Below are 23,379 nucleotides of genomic sequence, written 5' to 3' on the forward strand. Positions count from 1 at the left end.
TAAATAACCATTTTATGGAGATCATTGAAAAGCTCAATAAAACATTACTGAGTAAAAGTCTGAAAACGTGCCGGCTGGATATCGATACTTACAAACAGGCTGCATTAATGTATTCCCGGATCGAGAATGCGGTGGCGGTGCTGAGCGACATGCAGGAAAACAGGAGTTATGTTTATTCGTCCGAGACTGCCAAAGAACTGGGCCTTACATTTAAAAATAACCCATTGGAGATTCCTTCCATATGGGAAGAAGAAATCCTGAAAAGGATCCACCCGGATGATAAGCTTGAGAAGTATATTCATGAATTGCGCTTCTTTGAAATGGTAGATTCTTTAAAGTGTGAGGAGCGTTCAGCGTATCATGTCCTGTCACGGATCCGGATGAAGGATAAAGATGATCAGTACAGATCAGTTACCCATAAAATGTTTTACGTATATTCTCCCGATAATGAAAAGCTAAGATTTACCATTTGTCTTTATACGGTTTCGATCGACCAGACTCCGGTTCAGGGCCCCGAATTTTTAATCGTTAATGCTGTTAAAGGTAAGGTAATCATTGAGGATCAGGTAAACTATAAAAATATTTTATCCGCGAGAGAGCTCGAAGTTTTAAGGTACGTGGGAGAAGGCTTTACCAGTAAAGAGATTGCAGACACTCTGTCAATAAGTATCAATACGGTGAGCCGGCACAGGCAGAATATCATTGAAAAACTGAACGTTAAAAACTCGGTACAGGCATTCAAAGATAGTCTTTACTAACTTTAGGTTCCGGATCCTTTTAAATAAGTGTATGACAGTATTTTATGATATGCAGGACATTTTATCCGGTAAACAGTTGCAGAGATTATATTTTTTATTAAATTTAATAGGCAATCGCCAATGTGAAGTTTCTGATTAAAAATATACAATAAAAGAGACTTATATATGCTAAATAAATTGGTTTTTAACTAATATGATTTAAATGTTGTATGCATAATAAATTTTAATTAAAAATTCAAAGCTCCGCCCGCTTATATGTTATATATTTGTTTATTCAAACAACTAAAATAATTAAGGATGAGCATTGACTTTACAACAGCGACGTTTAAGGATTTTGAGAATATTCCGGACCATAATATGTCCCAGAGGGCTGAGATATTTTATGAGTTCCTGAATCATATGAAATCAAATGGTCACATGAATTACAGACTTAAAAATACCACCGGTACCAATTCTGTAGTGAATGTAGATATCAGGAATCAGGAAAAAGATTACGTAAGTTTCGTTTCCAGTGATTATTTGGGATTTACCCAGCATCCAAAAGTAAAACAGGCTGCGATAGAGGGAATCGAAAAATACGGAACAGGAACGGGAGCGACACCGCTTATTGGGGGTTATTTTGACTATCACAATAAGCTGGAAAAAAAAATATCTTCCTTTTTTGGAAGAAATGAAGACGAAGCAGCGATCTTCACAACAGGATATACAGCCAATAGTGCTACACTGCAGGCTTTGCTGCAGAAAGAAGATATCGCAATTTTAGATATGGCTGTCCACGCCAGCGTACATGAAGGATGTGCTTTTACCAATAAAAAAACATTTCCTCATAATAACCTGGAGGCTTTGGAACACATTTTGAAGATTTCAGAAGGCCAGTACCGTACAAAACTTGTGGTAATCGACGGTGTATATTCACAGGATGGTGATACATCTCATGTGAAAGAGATTTATGCACTGGTGAAAAAATACAATGCGTTCCTGATGGTGGATGATGTACATGGGGTTGGTATTCTTGGTAAGACAGGGAGGGGAACGCTGGAAGATACGGATCTGCTGGACAAAGTGGATATCATTACCGGGACTTTCAGCAAAACCTTTGGAAATCTTGGCGGATATGTCATTGCAGATAAAAAAATTGCAGCCTTTGTGAGATTCCAGTCCCGTCAGCAGATTTTTTCTGCCACAGCACCTCCTTCATCCTTAGGCATCATCAAAGCGATTGATCTGATTGATGAGGAACCGGAATGGCGGGAAAAGCTCTGGTGGAATATTAATTATTTCAAAAAGGGGCTAAATGACCTTGGATTGGATACAGGAACTACCTGTTCGGCTATTGTACCGGTAAAAATAGGGATCCTTATGTAACAGGTGACGTCGGAAGGCTACTAATAGAAAGAGGAATTTATACAAATCCTATTCTGTATCCTGCCGTACCGAGGAAAGATGCGCGCATCAGGATGAGTGTAATGGCCAGACATGAGAAAGAACATCTTGATAAAACGCTAAATGCGTTTGAAGATATAAACAATAAATTGCATATTGCAAAAAAATAATATTATATGCCTAGAAAAGTAGTGCAAGGCCCGATAAGGGATAAGGAAAAAACCAAACAAAAGCTTCTTGCAGCCGTTGGAAAAATTTTAAGAGTTAAAGGGTATTCAGGACTTAAAGTAAGTAAAATTGCAGCCGTTGCAGGTTTTGATAAAAAACTGATTTATGAGTATTTCGGAAGCACCGAAAAACTGATCGATGAGTATATCAGGTCTCAGGATTACTGGAGTAAAATCAATCAGAATATTGAAGTGGATCTTTCAGATGGCGGTCAGGAACTATCTAAACTGGCGGTGTTAAACCAATTTGAAAGTTTAAAGAAAAATAAAGAACTTCAGAAGATTATTCTTTGGGAACTTTCCGAAAGTAAACCCATGCTCAGAAAATTAGTGGAACAGCGCGAAGAGGCAGGAGGAATGTTGTTTGAAAATATCACCGATCCCTACTTTGGCGAAGATGCTACGAGATACCGGGCAATTATGGCCCTTATCATTTCAGGAGCGTATTACTTAAATCTTTACACCGGTTATAATGCCAATAAGTTTTGTGGCATTGATATGAAAAGTGACGAGGGCAGACAGGAGGTTGAAAAAGCAATCGTTGAACTTATAGACTTTGCGTATCAGAAAAAATAACTGCGTGGAAATTTTCCAGGGCTCAGAAAATGATACATTGTATAAAATTTGAAAACTTTATATTTTCAGATTAGAACTATATTTCTTATTTTTGGGCAATGGAAAATTTCATCGTATCTGCAAGAAAATATCGTCCCCAGGAGTTTGATACTGTTGTGGGGCAATCTCATATTACAGATACCTTAGAACATGCAATTGAAGAAAACCAGTTGGCTCAGGCCTTACTGTTTTGCGGACCCCGTGGTGTAGGAAAAACGACCTGTGCCAGGATTCTGGCCAGGAAGATTAATGAAAAAGACGGTTCTGTCTCAGAAGATGGCTTTGCTTATAATATTTATGAATTAGATGCTGCGTCCAATAACTCTGTCGATGACATTCGTGAATTGATCGACCAGGTACGCTTTGCGCCTCAGGTTGGTAAATACAAAGTATACATTATCGATGAGGTTCATATGCTGTCTTCTGCTGCCTTTAATGCATTCCTTAAGACCCTTGAGGAACCGCCTGCGCATGCCATTTTTATTCTGGCAACTACAGAAAAGCATAAGATCATTCCCACGATCTTATCACGTTGCCAGATCTATGATTTCAAGCGGATTACCATTGAAAACATTCAGGGGCATCTGAAAACAATTGCGCAGAAAGAGCATATTCAGTACGAAGATGATGCGCTGTATCTTATTGCTCAGAAAGCAGATGGAGCATTAAGGGACGCGCTTTCAATTTTTGACAGGCTGTCTACGTTTTCACAGAAAAATATTACCCTGGCCAAGGCGGCAGAGGTATTAAATATTCTGGATTACGATCAGTATCTTACGATCGTAGATCTTTCCAAAGAGAATAAGATTCCGGAAGTGCTTTCTGCTTTCAATGAAATTGTAAGAAAAGGTTTCGATCCTCATATTTTTATTGCCGGCCTCGGAAACCATTTCAGGGATTTAATGATGGCACAGAACGAATCTACCATAGATCTCATAGAAGTGGGAGAGCAGACCAAAATTAAGTTTGTTCAGCAGGCCCGGGACTGGAATGCCCAACAGCTTATCGATGCTATTGAGATCTGTAATCATGCGGACATCAATTATAAGAATTCTAAAAACCCAAGATTAACGGTGGAGATTGCATTGATGCAATTGTCTTCTTTGACGGCTAATGGAGACGTTACAAAAAAAAAAGTTCTTAATACGGGCACCGTTTCTCCATGAAAATCACGAAGTAAACACTGCTCCGAAAACTCCCGAAAAACCGGCAGAAAGCGCTCAAAAACCTGTTCCTGAAGAAACCGTTGTTCAGGAAGTAAAGAAGACTTCAAAACCCTTATCAAGATCCGGCAAATCTACCGGCTTCAGTATCAATTCTTTTATCAATAAAGAAGATAAGGTGGAAGCAGATGAAAATGTTACCGTAAAAACAGATCATCTTCCGCAAAATCACTTTACCGAAACCGATCTGCAGCAGGAATGGAAACTTCTGTTACAGCAGCTTCAGAGAAAAGATACCTTTGTTTTTAATGCCATCAAAGGATTTAAGCTTATAAAATCTACTGAAAATCTGATTACCGTGATGTACCCGTCCGATTCCGCAAAAGTAGAGTTTGATAAGATCAGCAGGGAGTTTTTTAACCATTTCAAAACGAAGGTCCATAATTTTGCCATCGAAGTCGAATACAAAAGAGATTTTGAAAATCTTAAAATCGAAGTGATGACTAAAAGAAAAGTCTTTGAAAAATTTATCGAGAAAAATCCATTGCTGAAAGACCTGGATGATCTAATGAAATTTGATCTCTCCTGATTTGCCTGATCAATATCTGATGATGTTATAGGATCATATCTATGTAAACCCTGCAGGCGGACGGCACCGCAAGTGGTACGTGCGGCTGTTGTCATCCGGCCTCAATCACTCTCTTTAGCTCATCTATCTTTTTGTACATTTTATTGAAGAAAATATTTCTGGCTTTGTTATTGGCCGAAAGTAATTCGGAGTTTTTTAAGATCAGCTCCAGACTCTTCTCGTAATTATGACAGACTTTTTCATCTACAGTATAATAATAGCTTAAAATGGTATAGGGCAGGAAAAGGATTTTCTGGTCAAGGTATCTTATAAAAACAGTATTATTCATAATCAGCAGATCATTCTGGTACAATCTGAAATAAGCATCTTTTCCATTCTTTTTTTCACGTATTGCTTCACTTTCTATCTGTTTCAGCACGTTAATTATTTCTTCACAGATCTTTATCACACTGTCTGTGCTGATCATTTCCAGCTGGTGAAAATAGGTAAGCTGTTCGAGCATAGCATGAATAGTGACATTGCTCCATATTTCTGTGGAACTGACATCGTGATATACTTGGGAAAGCAGAAGCCCTTTCTGTTTCACCTTTTCAGGTACCCGGAATTCTTCAAAACTTATCCTTTTTGAAAAAAAATCTGCATCCATAAGCTTCAGCCAGGTATATATTTTAAATTTCTGTAGATTTTCAAACCTCATGAAATAGAAAAGGGGAATATCCTTTGCGGAATAAATGAATTCTACTTCAGGGATCGCTTTTATTCTTTGAAGTTTTTCGATAGAGGATTCAAAGTACTTTTCCAGATCATCAACATTATAGATATCATGCACTTTGTTTACAACCGTATTGTTGAGATCTGAACCATGTAATGAATCCAGGGAAATGCCGAAATGAGAAGCGAGGGTGATGCCTTCATTGAGGGTTATATGACTTTTCCCGCTGATTCTGCGGTACGCTGTATCATTAGATAGGGCTAAGGTATCAGTCATCACGTCAACCAGTTTCTTTCTTCCCCCGGATTCTTTTAGCAGAAGGTCAAAAAGATTTTTCTGATAATTTTTCATTTTTATTGTGCTTTACCAACAAATATATCCAAAAAAAGAAATGCTTGGCTGTATTTTTAGATAATTTGTCTGTTCTATGATGTCTGTTAAGACGCATTATCCTTTCCAATCCCATCTGTTTTCGGGATTTTTGTACTGTAAAACAACATGATGGAAAAAAGATTATTCTTTATTTTTCTCCTGTCCTTCACATGTGGAGAATTAAGATCACAGACACTCACTTTTGAATATGAAGATGGAGGAAACCAGGTGATCAGACAATATTGTGCCGCTTGTCCCAGATCACAAAAAACGTCTGCTCAGGATCAAAAAACCAGCACCCAGGAATTTCCTCTCCGAATCGGTCAGATTAAGATATATCCTAATCCTACAAAGGATAAAGCCAACCTTGTGTGGTCTCCTGAACTGGGAGATATGATTCAGAAAGTTGAATATGTAGCCTATAACTTTACACAATACAGAGAAATCCCTTTTAGCAAAAGGGAAAATAAGGTCACATTAGATTTATCTGGTCAACCTATAGGAATGTATGTCGTCATTTTTCATCTGAATACAGGAGAAAAACTGACCTATAAAGTTTTAAAACAATAAACCAAGTTTTAATTTGAAACAATAAACCAAGTTTTAAAATGAGAAATATATATTTGATTGCCTTTTTCTTTTTGTTAACGCAATTCAATGCCCAAGCTGTTGGGGAGACGATAGGTGATTTCTCTGTATCTTCAACAGGAGGCGCCAACTATACCATACTTATTGCCAATCTTCCAAGTGTAAAAAATGCAGTACCCAATATCTCTTTAAACTATTCCAGTCAAAGTAAAAATGGAATTGCCGGATGGGGATGGAATATTTCAGGAGTATCCTCTATAACCAGAATTTCAGCAACAAAATTTCATGATGGAGTAATTGACGAAGTCAACTACAATGATAACGACAGGTTTGCATTAGATGGTCAGAGATTAATTTTAAAGTCCGGAACATATGGAGGAGATGGTGCAGAATATCAGACTGAAAATTATTCCAATGTTAAGGTAATTTCTTACGGAGTTTCTTCTTATGGAGTAAATTACAGTCCTTCTTATTTCATAGTGCATTATCCCAACGGAAGTACAGCCACTTATGGTAACCATCCTGATTCCCAGAATCAGCTTGAATGGAAGGTCAATCATATTGATGATATAAAATACAACAGGATTGAATTTTCATACTTCAAAGAAAATAATAATATTTATCTGTCTTCTGTAAAATACGGTGGAAATTCGTCTGTTGGATCTAATCCTATGAACATAATAAACCTTGTCTATAAAAACAGGACAAGAAATGAGCAGATGTATGTATATGGAAGTACCAGCTATGTTACAACAAAAAAATTGGATAGGGTTGAAGTTTTAGGAAACGGATGGCTTTTCAGAAAATACCAGCTTACTTATGATACAACCTCATTGGGTTACGAAAGACTAACTCAGGTACAGGAATTTAATGGAAATGGAGAATCTGTAAAACCCATAATCTTTGAATATGATACGACTGAAAATGGAATTATTAATAACCCAAATGCTACGATCATTAATGTTTCACCTGCTTATGATTCCAATAATTGGAAATATCTTGCAGGATATTTTGATAATGATGCCTCCATAGACTTTTTTACTTATCCTGATTCAAAGGATAAACTCTATAGATTCAATTCCAGCCAATTATTAGCTACCCATACTAATGTTTCAGGAAACCTTATTAACGTAGAAAAATTTTCTGATATATTTTCAACGAAACTACTTCTGACCAATAATAAGTTTAATAATCTTGACGCAGTTACTACAATTGGAACCGGAGATATTATTAATGATCAGGAAGTTATAAAAGTTAATAATTATATTTCCAATTCAGGGTACAGTTCTTTAGATTTAACCTATACCAAAACCTATAATTTTCCTACTTATACAAATAGTAATTGTTTTGGAGGTGCTGGAGGGCAGCAGGACAGACAGGCTAAAGTTCCTAAAAGATATTTTTCGGGAGATTTTAATGGCGATGGATTGTCTGACATCCTAACCATTACGCTTCCATACCAATATCGTTATGTTGCCGATTGTAGCAAGGAGAATTCAAATGCTAAAAATGTACCTGCAGGTTGTTGTACGAAATATGGCAATGTAGATTATTCACAAACCTATTTACTGGATTTAACCCACAATTCACCACAAACTCCTGTAAATATTGGAGTCAATTATGTTGTGAAATCTTCTTCCAGAATTTATGTCGGGGATCTTGAAGGGGATGGAAAGGCTGAACTGTTTATTATGAATGAAGGACAGCTTTATGTTTATGGAATGAAAAACGGAGCTTTTGCGCAGAAAGCCACGTTTTCAAGTAATTTAATTAATCCCGATTATCCCTATTACCTCGCAGACTTTAATGGAGATGGAAAAACAGATATAATAATCCCAACAGCTAATGCAAGTACCAATTGGTATTTTATAATATCTAACGGGCAGTATTTTTCAGGGACTGTAAAAGATATTGGAACTAATTATTTTAAACCTCAAGTCATTAATACCTGTTATCCAAATGTTCCTTGCGGGATTATGCTTCAGCAATATTACTACACTTTTACGGATATTAATGGAGATGGCAAAGCAGATATGTTCTATCATGATATCCTTACTCCTCATAATGAACCGGGAGCAGGAACGGCAGAGATTGCACCGTATCTTACTTATGGGGATAATTATACCATTAGAGAACGGGGAGGAGTTAAGTACAATATGAATCTTGATATCAATGGTCTTCCAGCTTTTTCATCTTATATTGAAGGATGGCAGAATAATTATACGCATGGTGGCGCTACTAATAAAGGAACTCCGATATTTTTAAGCAGCCCAAGCATTGCCAATCAGAACTTAGATTATGCTTTTTTCGGAGGAGATAAAATAAAATATATTTCCTTTAAGAAAGATAACAGAGTAGACACCTCTCTGAAAAGAATAAAGGAGAATGACCTTGTAACAAATATTACGTATGATGCTGTTATGAATAATGGAGCATCCTCCGGAACTTATATTTCAGATGATTCTGAACAATATCCAACCGTCAGCCTTAATATTGCCCCATCTATAAAGCTGGTAAAGAAAATAGAAAAAAGTTTCAATGGAGAATCCAAGATACAGGAATACAGATATAAAGGAGCCGTAGTCAATATGGAAGGTTTAGGATTTATAGGCTTCAAAGGACTTGCGAGATCATCTGTATATGGAGCAAGTGTTCAGCCACTCTGGACAATCTCTTTACAGAATCCTCAAAAAAGAGGAGCAGTAACTGAAAGCTATGTCCTGAAGTCTGTCGTTGATTTTAATTCACCAGCCACATTTATATCAAAGACCATTACGACTTATAATACGACTTTATCACCTGATAAAGTTTTTATCAACCTTCCAGCACAGGTACAGCAGACAGACAATTTATCAGGTGTTACAACTAATCAATATTATGATATTTACGACACTTATAATAATCCAAAAAAAACAAGAAATGTAGCTACTGGAGGCGAGAAAACTACATTAATTGATTACGAAGATAACCCTTCGGGAATTGGTAATCAATATTACATTGGAAGACCTGTAAAGAAAACAGAAACTCAAACTTTAGGAAATGATACTTTTTCTACGGAAGAACTCTTTTCTTACACGCATGGTTTATTATCCCAAAGCAAGAAAAAAGGAAACAATACAGACTATATTTCTGAGGATTTTGTATATGATGCTTTTGGTAACAATATAGAGAAAACACTGTCTGCTACCGGTGTTTCTTCAAGAACGGAGAAAAATCAGTATGATCCTTCAGGCAGATTTGCTATCAGAACAACGAATATTCAGGGAATTTCTACTTCATATAATTATGATAGTGCCTTTGGTTTGCTGCTATCAACAACTAACCATTTAAACCAGACATTATCATACACTTATGACAACTGGCAGAGAAAAGTACAGGATAAAGACATTTATAATAATATTACACAATATTCTTATGAGTGGATCACTTCAGGAGATTTTTCGGGTGGAATCAAACTAAAAGTAACTGAAGCAACCGGGGCGACCAAAGAAACTTTATCTGACAATTGGGGAAGAATACGTGTGGAAAGAGGTCTCTCTTTACATGATAAATGGATAGAGAAAAGAACAGATTATGATATTCTGGACCAGCCTTTTAAGGTCAGTGAACCTTATTTTTCTATCTCTACCCCTGGCAAATGGACTCTTACAGAATATGATGACTATGGAAGAATTGTAAAAACTACTTATCCATCGGGAAAAATCATTACTTCTTCTTACAATGGTCTTTCTGCAACTGTAGTTGACGGGCAAAAAACACAAACCATTACAAAGGATTCTTGGGGAAATAAAATAAGAATGTCTGATAATGGAGGAAATTACTTATACCTACTATGCCAATGGAGGTTTAAAATCTTCAAATTATGCAGGGCACATCGTAAGCATTGAGCAGGATGGCTGGGGTAGAAATATAAAACTGTCAGACCCTTCTGTAGGAGGAGATTATACTTATTTATATGATAATTTAGGACAAATCCTGAAAGAAGAAAATCCTAAAGGCAGAACAGAATATACCTATGACCAGTATGGAAGGGTAAGCAAGAAAAATGTTACTGGTGACGACACAGATATAAAAGTAAACTACAGCTATAATGCCCAGGGGCTGATAGAAGCAGAAACAGGAACATCCAATGGGATAAACAACTCTTACACCTACAAATATGACAGCTTCTACCGTGTATCTGAAAGAGAAGAAAACAATGGAATTGCCACTTTCAAAAAACGTTATACTTATGATGGCTTTGGAAGAATAAAAAAAGAAATTAAAGAAACCCTTTATGGTTCTGCTTCCAGTATTGTTGAAACTGAAAATAATTATGCCTCGTGCGGAATGCTGGAAAGCATGACTGACAGCAATGGGAAATTAATCTGGAAGCTGAACCATATTAATGAAAAAGGACAGGTAGTATCAGCCTACTTCGGAAATGGAACAGAAATTAACAATACCTATAATGGAAATAATTTTTTAAGTTCAGTACGTCATAAAAATACGGTAAGTGGGATTATTTTAGAGACTCATTATGCTTTCGAAGCGGTTACAGGCCTTTTAAAAAGCAGAAATAATATGGCTGTTCAGAATGGCTGGTATGAAAATTTTGAATATGATAGCTTACAAAGATTAATATCATGGGCAGATCCTAATGGTACACAATCTCAAACATATGATAATTACGGAAGAATTAACAATAATAGTGATATTGGAGATTATAAATATGTAGATGGAAACAGATACCGAAAAAAAGAAATTAATTTAAATCTATCCGGTAATGCATATTACAGCGTAAATCAACTGCAAAAAATTTCTTATAATGCATACAAAAGTCCTGTCAGTATCATGCAGGATGGGTATGAAATGGTGAAATTTGGTTATAACATCCATCAGACAAGATCATCGTCACAATATAACTATGATAAAAAGTTTTTGATGTATGGAAAGAATAAAATGTATTCTGATGATAGTACTGTTGAGATTGCAGGATACAATTATGCTGGTAAGGTGAGCGGAGGCACTCGCAGAACAAGAATAATCACGTATATAGCAGGTGACCCTTATTCAGCCCCAGCGATATACATCAAAGATTTCAATGGTTTTGGAGAGGTGATGAGTGAAGGCATCCATTATCTGCACAGAGATTATCAGGGAACTATTTCTGCTATTTCAGATCAGGCAGGAAAAGTGGAAGAAAGAAGACTGTTTGATGCCTGGGGTAATTTAGTATATTTTGAAAAAGATGGCGTAAAAGCTGATCTTAAGAAAGTTGATTTGCTCATTGAAAGAGGTTATACAGGTCATGAACATTTCTTTCAGGTAGGATTAATTCACATGAACGGAAGGATGTATGACCCTAAGCTACACACGTTCTTATCAGTTGATAATTATATTCAGGATCCTTTTAGTACCCAAAATTATAACAGGTTTGGATATGTACTGAACAATCCATTGATGTATACTGATCCCAGTGGAGAGTTATTCTGGATGGCTATATTAGCAGGGGCTATTATTGGTGCTGTTACGGGCGCTACGAGTTATATTGGTCAGGCAATACAGACCGGAGACTGGAACTGGGGACAATTCGGAATGTCGATAGTAGGAGGTGCAGTCACCGGCGCCATTTTAGGAACCATTGCACCCTACGCCGTTCCTACCGGTACGTTAGGAGGATTTGCTTTTGCAGGATTTGCAGGATCTTTTATGCCAAGTTATAATATGGATTTAGGAAGTGGCTTTAGTATAGGGATTTCACCCAGTATGGCCTTTGGAAATAGTAGTAGTTTAGGACTAAGCTTGAATATGTCTTACCATAAAGGTCGTTGGGGTCTATCTGCTGGTTTTAGTATCGCTTACCAGGGAAAAGCAGCGGGAAGTGGAACTTCATTTTGGGAAAGAAGATATTCAGGAGGCATTGGATATGACGACGGAAGGTTTGGGCTATCACTATATTCTACAACTTTTAGAGGAGGAGGGTTTGACCAAAGAGTTGGAGGATTAAAAATAAGACATGGTGATTTTAGTTTTAGGTATGAAAATGACGGATGGCCATTTGATAAAAAATTGACTGGTTTTGGTTTTAAGAAAATTTGGGGAGATGGTAATGATAGCAATAGAACAGCTGCTTTACATATTGGATATAAACAGTTTGGAATTGGGTTTAATCTGTTTACAGGTACAAGATATGCTTCTTCTTATGAGGAAAATAATGGACATGATATACAAGAAATGGAATGGACAAATAGAAACGGTCCAAAATATGGAACTTTTGGAGAATCGTATCCTCATGGGTTTGTAGAAGAAATAGGAACTCCTTATAGGATGGGAGCTGTGTATATGAATGTTGGTGGGATGCGGATGGGACAAGATTCTGATTATTTTAGACATAGCATTCAAGATTTAGGTGCACATGACATTAATGACCAACCTGGCTTTCCAATGATGAGCAATGGTTATAATAATTATTTTCAATATCAAACAATAAATTCATTTACATTATGGTAACTTTTAAATTCTTAGTAGTAAATCTGTTTTTAATTCTATGCGTAGTATGGAATATTTTCCATCATAAACAGTATTTAATTAAACAGGAAGAACTAGGAAAGTATAACGAAAATATAAAACCATATGGATATTATTATGTTGATTCACGAGATTCTATGCGTCGTCAATATACGGTGGAACAAGAAGCTTTGGGTAAAGAGAAATATGCATCAGACTCTAACTCTTTGATTCTAATAAACTCTTTTAAATTCTTTATTTTAAAGCCTGACGGATTTGGTTATAAAGGATATGAAAGCACTGGATATAGTTCGACTATAGATTCTGTGAAATTCTATAATCATGAACGATTACACCTATCTTTTGAAAAATCTTTGCATAATCCAAATAGTAATTTGTATAAAAATCCAAGTATTATCAATAGTTGTATTTATAGAGTGCGCAATGATAGTATTTTAGTTCAGAATTATTTTCATACCCAATTCGGAAATTATGACTTAATGGAAACAAAGGGAATCGTCTTGAAAGATGGAGATATTAACTTTTATGAACAATATAATTATTGGAATAAAAAAATTACAAAAATTAATGTCACCTACACTTTTAAAACTTATAAAAATTATGACATTCCGAACTATTTTGACCAAAACAAGAAAAAATTCTGGAAATGAAAAAGTTCACTCTTTTACTTTGTACAACTTATATTTTGATGAGTTGCTTATCCACGACAAAAACTCCTATGACAGCTTTTATTGTAAAAAATACTTCTGATAAACCTATCAGTTTTACAGCAAGTGTCATCAAAATGTCTGTGACATTCGGGACTCAGGAGATTACCCGCTCTTTTACGGTAAAACCTCATGATAGTATGATTGCAAGACAGACCTATTTTAAGAGAGACGGAGATAATCCCCAAAGATGGTTTACCAAATTTGAAATATTTCCTGTGGATGGTATTATGATGAGCAAGCCTGAAAAATCTGAAAACTGGATTAAAGGAGAAAAAGACAAAGTTCCAACCTATACCTTTACATTAAACAAATAGAAATGAAACAGTTAGTATTATTGTTCCTTTTTACATATTCTGTAGTGGGCGCTCAGAATGATCCTATTTTTGACAGGCTTTCAGCATTGGAAAATAATGACAAGGTCTGGTATAATATTGATGGCTATAGTGTGACCAGTGAAGTTTTTCATGATTCTTTTGATGAGAAAGGATTGAAAAAGCTGTTTAAAAAGCATTCCATAAAAGATGCTGATGTAAAAAACAAAAACACCAATATCAGCTTTAACAATTGGACAGTTATCAGGCAGAAAAAGATCACAGATCAGATTTATCAGTCCCACTCTTACTATTTTGTAGAAAATCCTAACAGGACCATAACTCTGGTATGGTTTATAAAGAATGGGACAACAGATAAAAATATGGAGGAATACCTGGTCAATGCATTATTGAAAACAAAATTCCCGGGGAAAATTTCGTGTCCAGAGAAATCAGCAGGGTCAATTTTGCAGGAAAAGAAATAGAATTGGGAAATAATTGCTATTGGACTTTTCTGAATACAGTTCAATGCCCCTATTTTGGAGAGATGAACTGGTCTGTTCATAAGACATTAGAAGATGCAAAAGAAACGGTGGAAAATCAGTTGAAAATAGCAAAATCGAGAAAAGGAGGTAAAATAATTTCGGAAGAAGATATTGATATTGAATTTCAAGACATTCCCGTAAAAGCTAAGAGACTTATCTATGATTTCACAGGATGGAAATCAGTTCTGGCAGGCATATCAGGAGGAAAGACGCTGACAATTTACTATGTTGCGGAAAACGTGAGAAGGAAAAATATAAGCTGTACCATGAGTTTCTGGAATAATGATGAAATTCATCCGGATTCGAAACTTCCCCCTTTATTGGAAAAAATAATAAAAGTAAAAGAATAACTTAAAAAATAATCCGATGAGAAAAACAATTGTAATAAGCTTTTTAGCTTTAGCCACCTCAGTATATGCCCAAATCGAATCTAAATACGGGCTATCTGCCGGATTGAACATCAGCAGCTTTTCCGGTTCGGATAAACCGGGCGGGTTTTCTTCTAAAACAGGGTTTCAGATGGGAGGATTTTTATGGAATTATTTATCTGATAAAATTTCCATCGATGCAGAACTCTATTATGCTCAAATGGGAGCTAAATTTGAATTGACTGTCCCTAAGATAGATGATACAAAATTGACACTTCGCGGAAAAATAAAGAATGATTACATAAGGTTTCCGATTCTCTTCGATTATCATCCAACAGAGGAGTTTTCTGTTGCATTGGGTCCTGAAATTGGGGTTTTATTAAAAAATCAGGTGGAATATGATCAGAATATAAATGGATCAACCAAAAGCAATCCTAAGAATGTACAGAAATTTGATGCCGGTCTGAAAGCAAAAGTTCAGTATATTTTTGTAGAACATTATCTGGCTTCCGTCGGGTATTACTGGGGAATGACAAAGATCTATAAATATACCCAGGTCAATCGGCAAATACAAGAACCGCCTAAAATTTATAATTCTAATTTAGGGATCTCTCTGGGATATGTTTTTTAATATTTTATTTACGTCTAGATGGTTTTTTTAATCTTTTGATCAATAATTAAATAATTTAATGCGTTTTGCTTCTACCAATAAATCGATGGTTGGTGCCGATTGATTTAAAACAATCAAAAAATTAAATATTTAAATAAATTTTATATATTTGTGAGATATTTGTCAGGAAAATCATTTTCTGACAATTGCAAATCATCATTCGAAAAGCTTGAATAGACGATTCAACGTATAAACGTGGAACAATTTATCTCACATAAAACCGATTCAGGAAACCTTTTTGGTTTTGCAACTGCTAAGTATTTTAGCGGTTATTTTGGCTTTTCGTTTAGTTATCAAAGAAATTTTAAAAGTTATTACCGATTTTATTGGTACAGCTAGTCTAAATTTCTTTCTCAAAAAATACAGGAATACATAAACCTTCTTTTATTATTTCCTGATTCCTTTAAAACTTTAACGGCATTTTTTTGAAAGAATTGTAAAGTAAATTTTATAATGCAGGAATGATCTGTGTTTAATTTTAAAATAAAGAATAAATAAAAATTATGGATATGAATTTAAAAGATTTAAAAAACGACTGGATTAATGAGTTCTCCGAACCCATGATGATTGCCGGCCCCTGCAGTGCCGAAAGTGAGGCTCAGATGCTGGAAACGGCAAAGAGAATCAGAGAAACCCAGGCCAATGTTCCCATTTTCCGTGCCGGAATCTGGAAGCCCCGTACAAAACCCAACGGATTCGAAGGAGTAGGAGTTATCGGCCTCAACTGGCTGAAAAAAGTAAAAGAAGAATATGGTTTTAAAACTGCCACTGAGGTAGCAAATGCCCACCATGTGTTTGCCGCATTGGAAGCTGATGTAGACATTCTTTGGATCGGAGCCCGCTCTACTGTAAACCCTTTTACGGTGCAGGAAATTGCAATGGCATTAAGAGGAACCGAAAAGACGGTCCTTGTAAAAAACCCTGTTAACCCGGATTTAGCATTATGGATTGGTGCTCTTGAAAGACTTCTGGGACAGGGTATTAAAAACTTGGGCGTTATCCACAGAGGATTTTCCACCTACCAGAAAACAAAATACAGAAATAACCCGAACTGGCAGATTGCACTGGATTTTAAGAGTCAGTTTCCGGATATCCCGATGCTAATTGATCCTTCACACATTTGCGGAAACAGAACAGGGTTGGCAGATATCACCCAGGAAGCTTTAAACGTCGGATACCAGGGCGCCATTATCGAAACACACTCTAATCCTGATGAAGCCTGGAGTGATGCCGCACAGCAAATTACACCGGAAGTGCTGGCTGAACTGATCGCTAACCTGAAAATCAGAAATACAGGTTTTGCAGGCTTCGAAGGCGATATGGGAAGACACCGGACATTGATTTCTGATATCGATTTTCAGCTGATCGAGCTCCTGTCGCAAAGAATGAAGATTTCGGAAAAAATAGGAAAGCTTAAAAAAGAAAATGATATCGCAATCTTCCAGCCGGAACGTTGGAAAGAGATTACCGAATATGCCACTCAGAAAGCCAGGGAAACACAGATGTCTCAGGAATTTATTGAGAAAGTCTTCAAAGCTATTCATGAAGAATCTATTGAAGTGCAGAACAGTATTATGATTAACAGATAATCATCAGGGAAAAATAAAAGTCACAGGGCTTAGGAAATAGAATTTAGAAGACGATTACCGTATGAAATCAACGAAGTCCTACAACCTAAGCCCTAATTGCTTATATTTGCAGTATCTTAATATATGAAAGGAAAAATCATTAAATCTACAGGAAGCTGGTATCAGGTTTTAGAAATGGAAACGGACAGGATTTTCGAAGCCAGAATCCGTGGAAAATTCAAGTTGATCAAAACAAGACTTACCAATCCTCTTGCTGTAGGTGATTTTGTTGAATTTCAGCTGGAGCAGGATGATATTGCCTGGATTACAAAGATCGAATCCCGCAGAAACTATCTGATCAGGAAATCGGTAAATCTCTCAAAGGAAGCCCATATCATCGCCTCCAATATTGATCTTGCCTGTTTTATTTTTACATTGAAACATCCTGAAACTTCACTTGGATTTCTGGACCGGTTTTTAGCCTGTTGCGAGGCTTATAATATTACCCCGTTACTTTTATTCAACAAAATTGATGTTTTACATGAAGAAGAAATTGAAATTGTAAAAGATATAGAATTTCTTTACCAGGAAATAGGATATAATTCCCTGGAAATTTCTTCATATTCAAGGTTAAATCTCGACGGGCTTCAGGATCTTCTCAAAGATAAAACCTCTGTATTTTTCGGGCATTCAGGATGTGGAAAATCAACCTTGGTGAATGCGCTGCAACCCAATTTAAATCTGAAAACATCTGAAATTTCAGATACTCATCTCAAAGGAAAGCACACAACAACATTTGCACAGATGCATTTCTGGGATTTCGGAGGAAATGTAATTGATACTCCAGGCGTGCGTGAATTTGCAATGATAGATATTGAGAAAGAAGAAGTGCAGCATTATTTTCCTGAAATTTTTAAAAAAAGGGAAGAGTGTAAATTTCACAACTGCCTTCATATCAACGAACCTAAATGTGCCGTGCTGGATGCGTTGGAAACAGGCGAAATTCAGCATTCCAGATATGCAACATACATAAAACTGATGGATGAGGCGGAAGAGGCTTCCCGGCAATAAATTGTTGAAGCTGGAAATTAGATTCCGTTCAGAGGTCTTCCTGTCTAAATTTCGTTCCGACCATAACAATGACGATCTTATAAAACTTCAGCAACAGCAAAATGGAGTTTATATGCTGGGATCCAATAATATTTCCGGCGAAAGCAGTTTCGTAGATCTCTGCTTATTCTACCAACGGTTACCGTTTCTTTCCGTGAAAATATCGATTTTGATGCACGATAAGCTTCTTCAGGGAGAACCACTTCTACTTTAACTGCGACTTATTAACGATAACATTTGCCAACATACCAATGTATGGATGCACCAAATACTTTTTATTCAAAACACTTTTTAAAGATTATATCATACCGGCAGGTTTCTGATTATAATAAAGAATTGCGGTAATGGAGATTTATCTTCAATGCCTGAATTTTTCAGTGATTATACTTAATAAAAAACCCAGCCGAAGCTGGGTAAAAACTAATAACCATGAAAACTCAAATTAAACATGAGAATCGCAATACAAATAACAATTACTGTGCCAAAAGTTTTTACAATTTGTTAATTAAAGTTAATTTTATGTTAAAAAACTTTAGGTAGAAATAACAGAATTTTTTTCTTACTTTTGCGGCATTAAAAAAAAATATACATTTATGTCTAACATTACATTCACTATGATTAAGCCTGATGCTGTTGCCGACGGACATATCGGTGCTATATTAGGTAAAATTTCAGAAGGAGGTTTTAAGATTAAAGCTTTAAAATTAACCCAGCTTACGGTAGCTGATGCTAAAAAATTCTATGAAGTACACGCAGAAAGACCATTCTACGGAGAATTGGTAGAATTCATGAGCTCTGGTCCCATTGTGGCTGCTGTTTTGGAGAAAGAAAATGCAGTTGAAGATTTCAGAACTTTAATCGGAGCAACAAATCCGGCTGAAGCTGCTGAAGGAACAATCAGAAAAATGTTTGCAAGAAGCATTGGAGAAAATGCTGTACACGGTTCAGATTCTGATGAGAATGCTCTTATCGAAGCCCAGTTTCACTTTTCAGGAAGAGAAATTTTCTAAGAACAACCTCTTACAATATAAAATCCAGAGAATTTTCTCTGGATTTTTTTTGTGGTAACTCATATTATAAATTACTTTCGATAGCACCTACTTTCTCTCTGTACAATTCAACGGGTGTATCGAAAAGCACCGCAATCACGGTCATTGTTTTATCCAATCGCTCTCGGGGGAAATCAATATAAATAATTCCCGGTCGGTCACTCCAGTATAGTTTGTTGTAAACGGAGTGCTGGCACGACGACCCTTCACCGACTATCCTGGTCTTGAAAATAGTATTTTTAATCCCTTTTAAAGCAACAGGTCCGGTAGGTATTCCTTCTACGAAAAGATAGAGGGTCTTTCTGTCTTTTGACAGAACCGAATTTCCAGGGTAATGTCCGTTAGGAAGTCCTTTTCCTGTTTCAAAAAGAGCTTCGGCATGCTTACTTATCCAGCGTATGGTTTCCGGATTGGTTTTATTCGACTTATGAAGCTTCATGTTCAGGCCGTCACTGGTTAATCCTGAATTATTAAAAACATTATTTCCGCTGTGAAGCTGTTCAGAAATCCGGTAGGCCGCAGACTTAGAATCTTCAGTATCCAAAATCTCAGATAAAGTCATCATAGGTTTTTGGATATCCGGGTCAAATTTTATCTTTTCATTAAAACTGAGTTCCACTACCGTGACATCCTGGTCAAAGGTTGCATTCGAAAAACTCACGCGCCATCCTCTGTTTCTTTGATGAAGATGAACTTTCCCGTTGGGGTCTCCGATAATTCTTGCGCTGACAGGATTAGAAATAAGGCCGTCAATTTGCGTAAAATCCTTAGCTTCTTCCAGGTAAAGAAATAGTTTTTTACCGTCTTTTGAAAAGGCTGATTTTCCTTTATAGTTGTCAAAAGGTAATCCGCGCCTGGTTCCGTAAATTGCTTCCTTGTTTTTGGAAGTCCATCTTCCGAGGCTTTTAAGAATTTCAACCTGCTTTTCCGGGATGGTACCATCGGACTTAGGCCCGATGTCCAGAAGTAAATTTCCACCCATGCTGATGACATCGGCCAGCGTTCTTATCATCATATTAGGTGTTTTATAATGTTGGTCAAAAGGTTGGTATCCCCAGGAATCGTTCATCGTGTAGCAGAGTTCCCAATATTCATTTTGTGGACTGATAACGGGAATTCCCTGTTCGGGAGTTTCAAAATCGCCTTTACCACTAAGTCTTGAGTTAATAATAATATTCGGGTTGTACTTCCTTAAATTTTCAAGGGTCTGCTGGGCTTTCCACTCTTCAGAAGTATGTTCCCAGTCTCCGTCAAACCATAACACGTCCGGGTTGTATCTGGTAGAGAGTTCATTCAGCTGAGTCTGATAGTACTTGATAAAACGGTTCCATCGTTTAGGATCGTTTTTAATTTCATATCTTTTTTTTGTCTGTGTATGAATGTCATAATAAGGATGGCTCCAATCTGTCAGTGAATAGTAAAGGCCTGTTTTTAAGCCTGACTTTTGAAGCGCTGTAACGAAAGGAGTCAGAACATCAGATTGTACGAGAGCATTTTTTGACGTCGTCATAGCCTGATCCGCTTTAGAATCCCAAAGTGAAATCCCATCATGGTGCCGCGAGGTAATGACAGAATATTTTGCACCGGAATTTTTAATCAGGTTAACCCATGCTGAAGGGTCGTATTTTGCAGCTGAAAAACCATCAAGCTGCTTCAGGTAATTTTCATGATTAATATAATTATTAAAAAAAGACCAGGACTCTGAAATTCCATTGACAGAATAAATTCCCCAGTGAATAAAAATTCCGAGTTTGGCATCCTGAAACCATTCCATTTTCTTTTTGTCCGGGGATTGATGCTGAGCGTCAAGTTTTCCGCTTCCGGAAAGGAAGCTTAGTAAAAACAGGGCGATAAATTTGTTTTTCATATAATCGGTTTGATCACTAAAATAAAAAAGCCACCTGTAAATCCCTAATTAAAATGAATCATTTTTTTTAAATTCTTACTATTCAGTTAAATGCCGAGGGAAAATAGTTTTTTTTTATAAAAATGTTATGTTTTAAAGTACTATTTTTTTTATGTGGGTATATGTTTGAAATAGGAGAGTTTTGGTGAATATTTTTCATCAAATACAGGTACTTAATGAAATTTAGGTATAAATACCTAGTAGAGATTCCGTATAAATACGGATGTGTGGTATGGATATTTTATTCATCTTTACAACAGAAAAAATAGATAAAAATACACCATACGGTATAAAAACTAATAACCATCATAGCTCATAATAGAGCGAGAAAAGGCAGCTGAAAAGCTGCCTTTTTATATAGTTCCGATAGGAAAAACTAAATTTTCAGAAGTTCAATGGTTCTTTCAGGGCTTTCCGACGAGAAAACAGCATTCCCGGCAACCAGTACGTCTGCGCCCGCCTCAAATAATTTTCCGGCATTGTCCAGATTGACCCCGCCATCTACCTGTATCAGAGCTGTAGAATTATTATTTAAGATCAGATCTTTGGTCTCAGCGATTTTTTTATAGGTATTCTCGATGAATTTCTGACCTCCGAATCCCGGATTGACACTCATTAATAATACCAGATCCACATCAGCAATAATGTCTTCCAGCATTAAAACAGGGGTGGAAGGATTCAGTACAACCCCTGCTTTAGCTCCTTTACTCTGAATAAGGTGAATCGTCCTATGAAGATGCGTACAGGCCTCATAATGAACAGAAACCAGATCCGCACCATATTCTATGAATTCTTCTACATACTTTTCGGGCTCAACGATCATTAGATGAACATCGACAAATTTTTTAGCATGCTGCTGAACAGTTTTCATTACAGGAAAACCAAATGAAATGTTCGGAACAAATCTGCCGTCCATTACATCTACGTGAAACCAGTCGGCCTGGGAGTTGTTCAGCATCTCAATGTCTCTTTGCAGATTCCCAAAGTCTGCGGATAATAGGGAAGGAGCGATAAGCTTCGTTTTCATTTTTACTTAAATATTTAGATTTAGAAAGCAGAAATCAGAGGTTACAATACCATTGCCCTCATGGAATTCTAATTTCTTTCTTAATGATACTTCAGTTTCATTTCAGGTGTGATCTTCAACAGTGTTTCATAAATCAGCTGAATAACATTTCTCACATCCTCTTTAGATACCATTTCCACCGTTGTGTGCATATAACGCAAAGGTAATGAAATTAATGCACTCGGAACGCCGCCGTTCGAGTGGGCAAATGCATCAGTGTCGGTTCCTGTCGCTCTGCTGGAGGCTGCTCGCTGGAAGGGAATTTCTTTATTTTTTGCCGTGGCTATGATCAGTTCCCTGATCGTATGGTGAATACTAGGAGCAAAGAAAACGACAGGTCCGTCACCACATTTCTGGTCCCCTTCTTTTTTCTTTTCAATCATAGGAGTGGTCGTGTCATGGGTAACATCCGTTACGATAGCAATGTTGGGCTTAATGGTGTCTGCAATCATATCAGCGCCATACAATCCAACTTCTTCCTGAACAGAATTGGTAATGTATAATCCGAACGGAAGCGTTTTTTTGTTTTCCTTCAGTAATCTTGCCACTTCTGCAATCATAAAACCCCCGATTCTGTTATCTAAGGCCCGGCAGACAAAATAGCGGTCATTCATTTCAAAAAACTCGTCAGGATATGTGATCATGCAGCCTACATAAATTCCCAGTTCTTCAACCTCTTTTTTTGAAGTTGCCCCGCAGTCGATGAAGATATTTTCAATTTTCGGGACAGGCTCATTCTGATTCGTTCTTGTATGAATTGCCGGCCATCCGAAAACTCCTTTTACGATGCCCTGTTCTCCGTGAATATGCACAACTTTGGAAGGTGCGATCGTCTGGTCCGAACCCCCGTTTCTGATGACGTAGATCAGTCCTTCCTCTGTAATGTAATTTACATACCAGGAAATTTCATCAGCATGAGCTTCAATAACTACCTTAAATTCGGCATCGGGATTAATGATTCCATAACAGGTTCCGTAGTGGTCCACTTCAATTTTATCTACATAAGGCCTGATGTAATCCATCCATACTTCCTGTCCACGATGTTCATAACCTGTTGGTGACGAAGTGTTTAAATATTTTTCTAAAAATTTTAAGGATTTCTTTTCAAATTTCATAAAAAGGAATGATTTTTGCGTTTAATTTTTCTTCTAATACGGGT

General features: G+C 36.7%; 21 protein-coding genes. 17 read left to right on the plus strand and 4 right to left on the minus strand.

The annotated features are described in order from the left end of the window. The first annotated feature begins 14 nt into the window (after positions 1–14). The 5 genes from ODZ84_RS00665 (at position 15) to ODZ84_RS00685 (ending at position 4,735) form a co-directional block, all read left to right on the plus strand. Complete coding sequence (locus tag ODZ84_RS00665; protein WP_266175074.1) at positions 15–758, plus strand: response regulator transcription factor; 744 nt, start codon at positions 15–17, stop codon at positions 756–758. Positions 759–1,055: 297 nt separating this feature from the next. Continuing rightward, on the plus strand, positions 1,056–2,123 hold the full coding sequence (locus tag ODZ84_RS00670) for an aminotransferase class I/II-fold pyridoxal phosphate-dependent enzyme (RefSeq protein WP_323136825.1): 1,068 nt from the start codon (positions 1,056–1,058) through the stop codon (positions 2,121–2,123). A gap of 194 nt (positions 2,124–2,317) precedes the next feature. Beyond that, on the plus strand, positions 2,318–2,944 hold the full coding sequence (locus tag ODZ84_RS00675) for a TetR/AcrR family transcriptional regulator (RefSeq protein WP_266175075.1): 627 nt from the start codon (positions 2,318–2,320) through the stop codon (positions 2,942–2,944). Positions 2,945–3,042: 98 nt separating this feature from the next. Further along, positions 3,043–4,149, plus strand: coding sequence for a DNA polymerase III subunit gamma/tau (gene dnaX, locus ODZ84_RS00680; RefSeq protein ID WP_266175076.1), 1,107 nt, complete (start codon positions 3,043–3,045; stop codon positions 4,147–4,149). Next, on the plus strand, positions 4,097–4,735 hold the full coding sequence (locus ODZ84_RS00685; RefSeq protein WP_266175077.1) for a hypothetical protein: 639 nt from the start codon (positions 4,097–4,099) through the stop codon (positions 4,733–4,735). Before dnaX ends, ODZ84_RS00685 begins: the two co-directional genes overlap by 53 nt. A gap of 91 nt (positions 4,736–4,826) precedes the next feature. Here ODZ84_RS00685 and ODZ84_RS00690 read toward each other — a convergent pair whose 3' ends face one another. Continuing rightward, positions 4,827–5,798, minus strand: coding sequence for a hypothetical protein (locus tag ODZ84_RS00690; protein WP_266175078.1), 972 nt, complete (start codon positions 5,796–5,798; stop codon positions 4,827–4,829). A gap of 150 nt (positions 5,799–5,948) precedes the next feature. Between ODZ84_RS00690 and ODZ84_RS00695 the strand changes: the two genes are divergently transcribed. The 12 genes from ODZ84_RS00695 (at position 5,949) to ODZ84_RS00750 (ending at position 19,209) form a co-directional block, all read left to right on the plus strand. After that, on the plus strand, positions 5,949–6,389 hold the full coding sequence (locus tag ODZ84_RS00695) for a T9SS type A sorting domain-containing protein (RefSeq protein WP_266175079.1): 441 nt from the start codon (positions 5,949–5,951) through the stop codon (positions 6,387–6,389). Between the two features lie 38 nt (positions 6,390–6,427). Then, complete coding sequence (locus ODZ84_RS00700) at positions 6,428–10,294, plus strand: FG-GAP-like repeat-containing protein (protein WP_266175080.1); 3,867 nt, start codon at positions 6,428–6,430, stop codon at positions 10,292–10,294. After that, positions 10,215–12,899 (plus strand): polymorphic toxin type 23 domain-containing protein, encoded by a 2,685-nt coding sequence (locus ODZ84_RS00705; RefSeq protein WP_266175081.1) that lies wholly within the window; start codon positions 10,215–10,217, stop codon positions 12,897–12,899. The genes ODZ84_RS00700 and ODZ84_RS00705 overlap by 80 nt, the downstream gene beginning before the upstream one ends. After that, complete coding sequence (locus ODZ84_RS00710) at positions 12,893–13,567, plus strand: hypothetical protein (protein ID WP_266175082.1); 675 nt, start codon at positions 12,893–12,895, stop codon at positions 13,565–13,567. The genes ODZ84_RS00705 and ODZ84_RS00710 overlap by 7 nt, the downstream gene beginning before the upstream one ends. After that, complete coding sequence (locus ODZ84_RS00715; RefSeq protein ID WP_266175083.1) at positions 13,564–13,941, plus strand: hypothetical protein; 378 nt, start codon at positions 13,564–13,566, stop codon at positions 13,939–13,941. Before ODZ84_RS00710 ends, ODZ84_RS00715 begins: the two co-directional genes overlap by 4 nt. Positions 13,942–13,943: 2 nt before the next feature. Continuing rightward, positions 13,944–14,423, plus strand: a complete 480-nt coding sequence (locus ODZ84_RS00720) for a hypothetical protein (RefSeq protein WP_266175084.1) — start codon at positions 13,944–13,946, stop codon at positions 14,421–14,423. After that, entirely contained in the window at positions 14,378–14,833 is a 456-nt protein-coding gene (locus tag ODZ84_RS00725) for a hypothetical protein (protein WP_266175085.1), read from the plus strand. The genes ODZ84_RS00720 and ODZ84_RS00725 overlap by 46 nt, the downstream gene beginning before the upstream one ends. Before the next feature lie 16 nt (positions 14,834–14,849). Continuing rightward, positions 14,850–15,482: a porin family protein gene (locus ODZ84_RS00730; protein WP_266175087.1), complete on the plus strand. Its 633-nt coding sequence runs from the start codon at positions 14,850–14,852 to the stop codon at positions 15,480–15,482. Positions 15,483–16,030: 548 nt separating this feature from the next. After that, positions 16,031–17,110 carry a chorismate mutase gene (locus ODZ84_RS00735; protein ID WP_266175089.1) on the plus strand — a complete coding sequence of 360 codons (1,080 nt, stop codon included), beginning with the start codon at positions 16,031–16,033 and terminating at the stop codon, positions 17,108–17,110. 123 nt (positions 17,111–17,233) lie between these two features. Beyond that, positions 17,234–18,160: a ribosome small subunit-dependent GTPase A gene (gene rsgA / locus ODZ84_RS00740; RefSeq protein WP_266175090.1), complete on the plus strand. Its 927-nt coding sequence runs from the start codon at positions 17,234–17,236 to the stop codon at positions 18,158–18,160. Then, positions 18,132–18,413 (plus strand): hypothetical protein, encoded by a 282-nt coding sequence (locus tag ODZ84_RS00745; RefSeq protein ID WP_266175091.1) that lies wholly within the window; start codon positions 18,132–18,134, stop codon positions 18,411–18,413. The genes rsgA and ODZ84_RS00745 overlap by 29 nt, the downstream gene beginning before the upstream one ends. A 379-nt stretch (positions 18,414–18,792) precedes the next feature. Next, positions 18,793–19,209, plus strand: a complete 417-nt coding sequence (locus tag ODZ84_RS00750) for a nucleoside-diphosphate kinase (protein WP_266175093.1) — start codon at positions 18,793–18,795, stop codon at positions 19,207–19,209. A 64-nt stretch (positions 19,210–19,273) separates the two neighbouring features. Here ODZ84_RS00750 and ODZ84_RS00755 read toward each other — a convergent pair whose 3' ends face one another. The 3 genes from ODZ84_RS00755 to chrP all read right to left on the minus strand — a co-directional run bounded on the left by ODZ84_RS00755 (position 19,274) and on the right by chrP (position 23,335). Continuing rightward, positions 19,274–21,115: an alpha-L-fucosidase gene (locus ODZ84_RS00755; protein ID WP_266175095.1), complete on the minus strand. Its 1,842-nt coding sequence runs from the start codon at positions 21,113–21,115 to the stop codon at positions 19,274–19,276. Positions 21,116–21,530: 415 nt separating this feature from the next. Next, a complete protein-coding gene (rpe, locus tag ODZ84_RS00760) occupies positions 21,531–22,181 on the minus strand; it encodes a ribulose-phosphate 3-epimerase (RefSeq protein ID WP_266175096.1) in 651 nt (216 codons plus the stop codon). 80 nt (positions 22,182–22,261) lie between these two features. Beyond that, positions 22,262–23,335 (minus strand): chryseobasin maturation metalloprotease ChrP, encoded by a 1,074-nt coding sequence (gene chrP / locus ODZ84_RS00765; protein ID WP_266175098.1) that lies wholly within the window; start codon positions 23,333–23,335, stop codon positions 22,262–22,264. Positions 23,336–23,379: the final 44 nt, after the last annotated feature.

The organism is Chryseobacterium fluminis (assembly GCF_026314945.1).
Classification (GTDB): Bacteria; Bacteroidota; Bacteroidia; order Flavobacteriales; family Weeksellaceae; genus Chryseobacterium; species Chryseobacterium fluminis.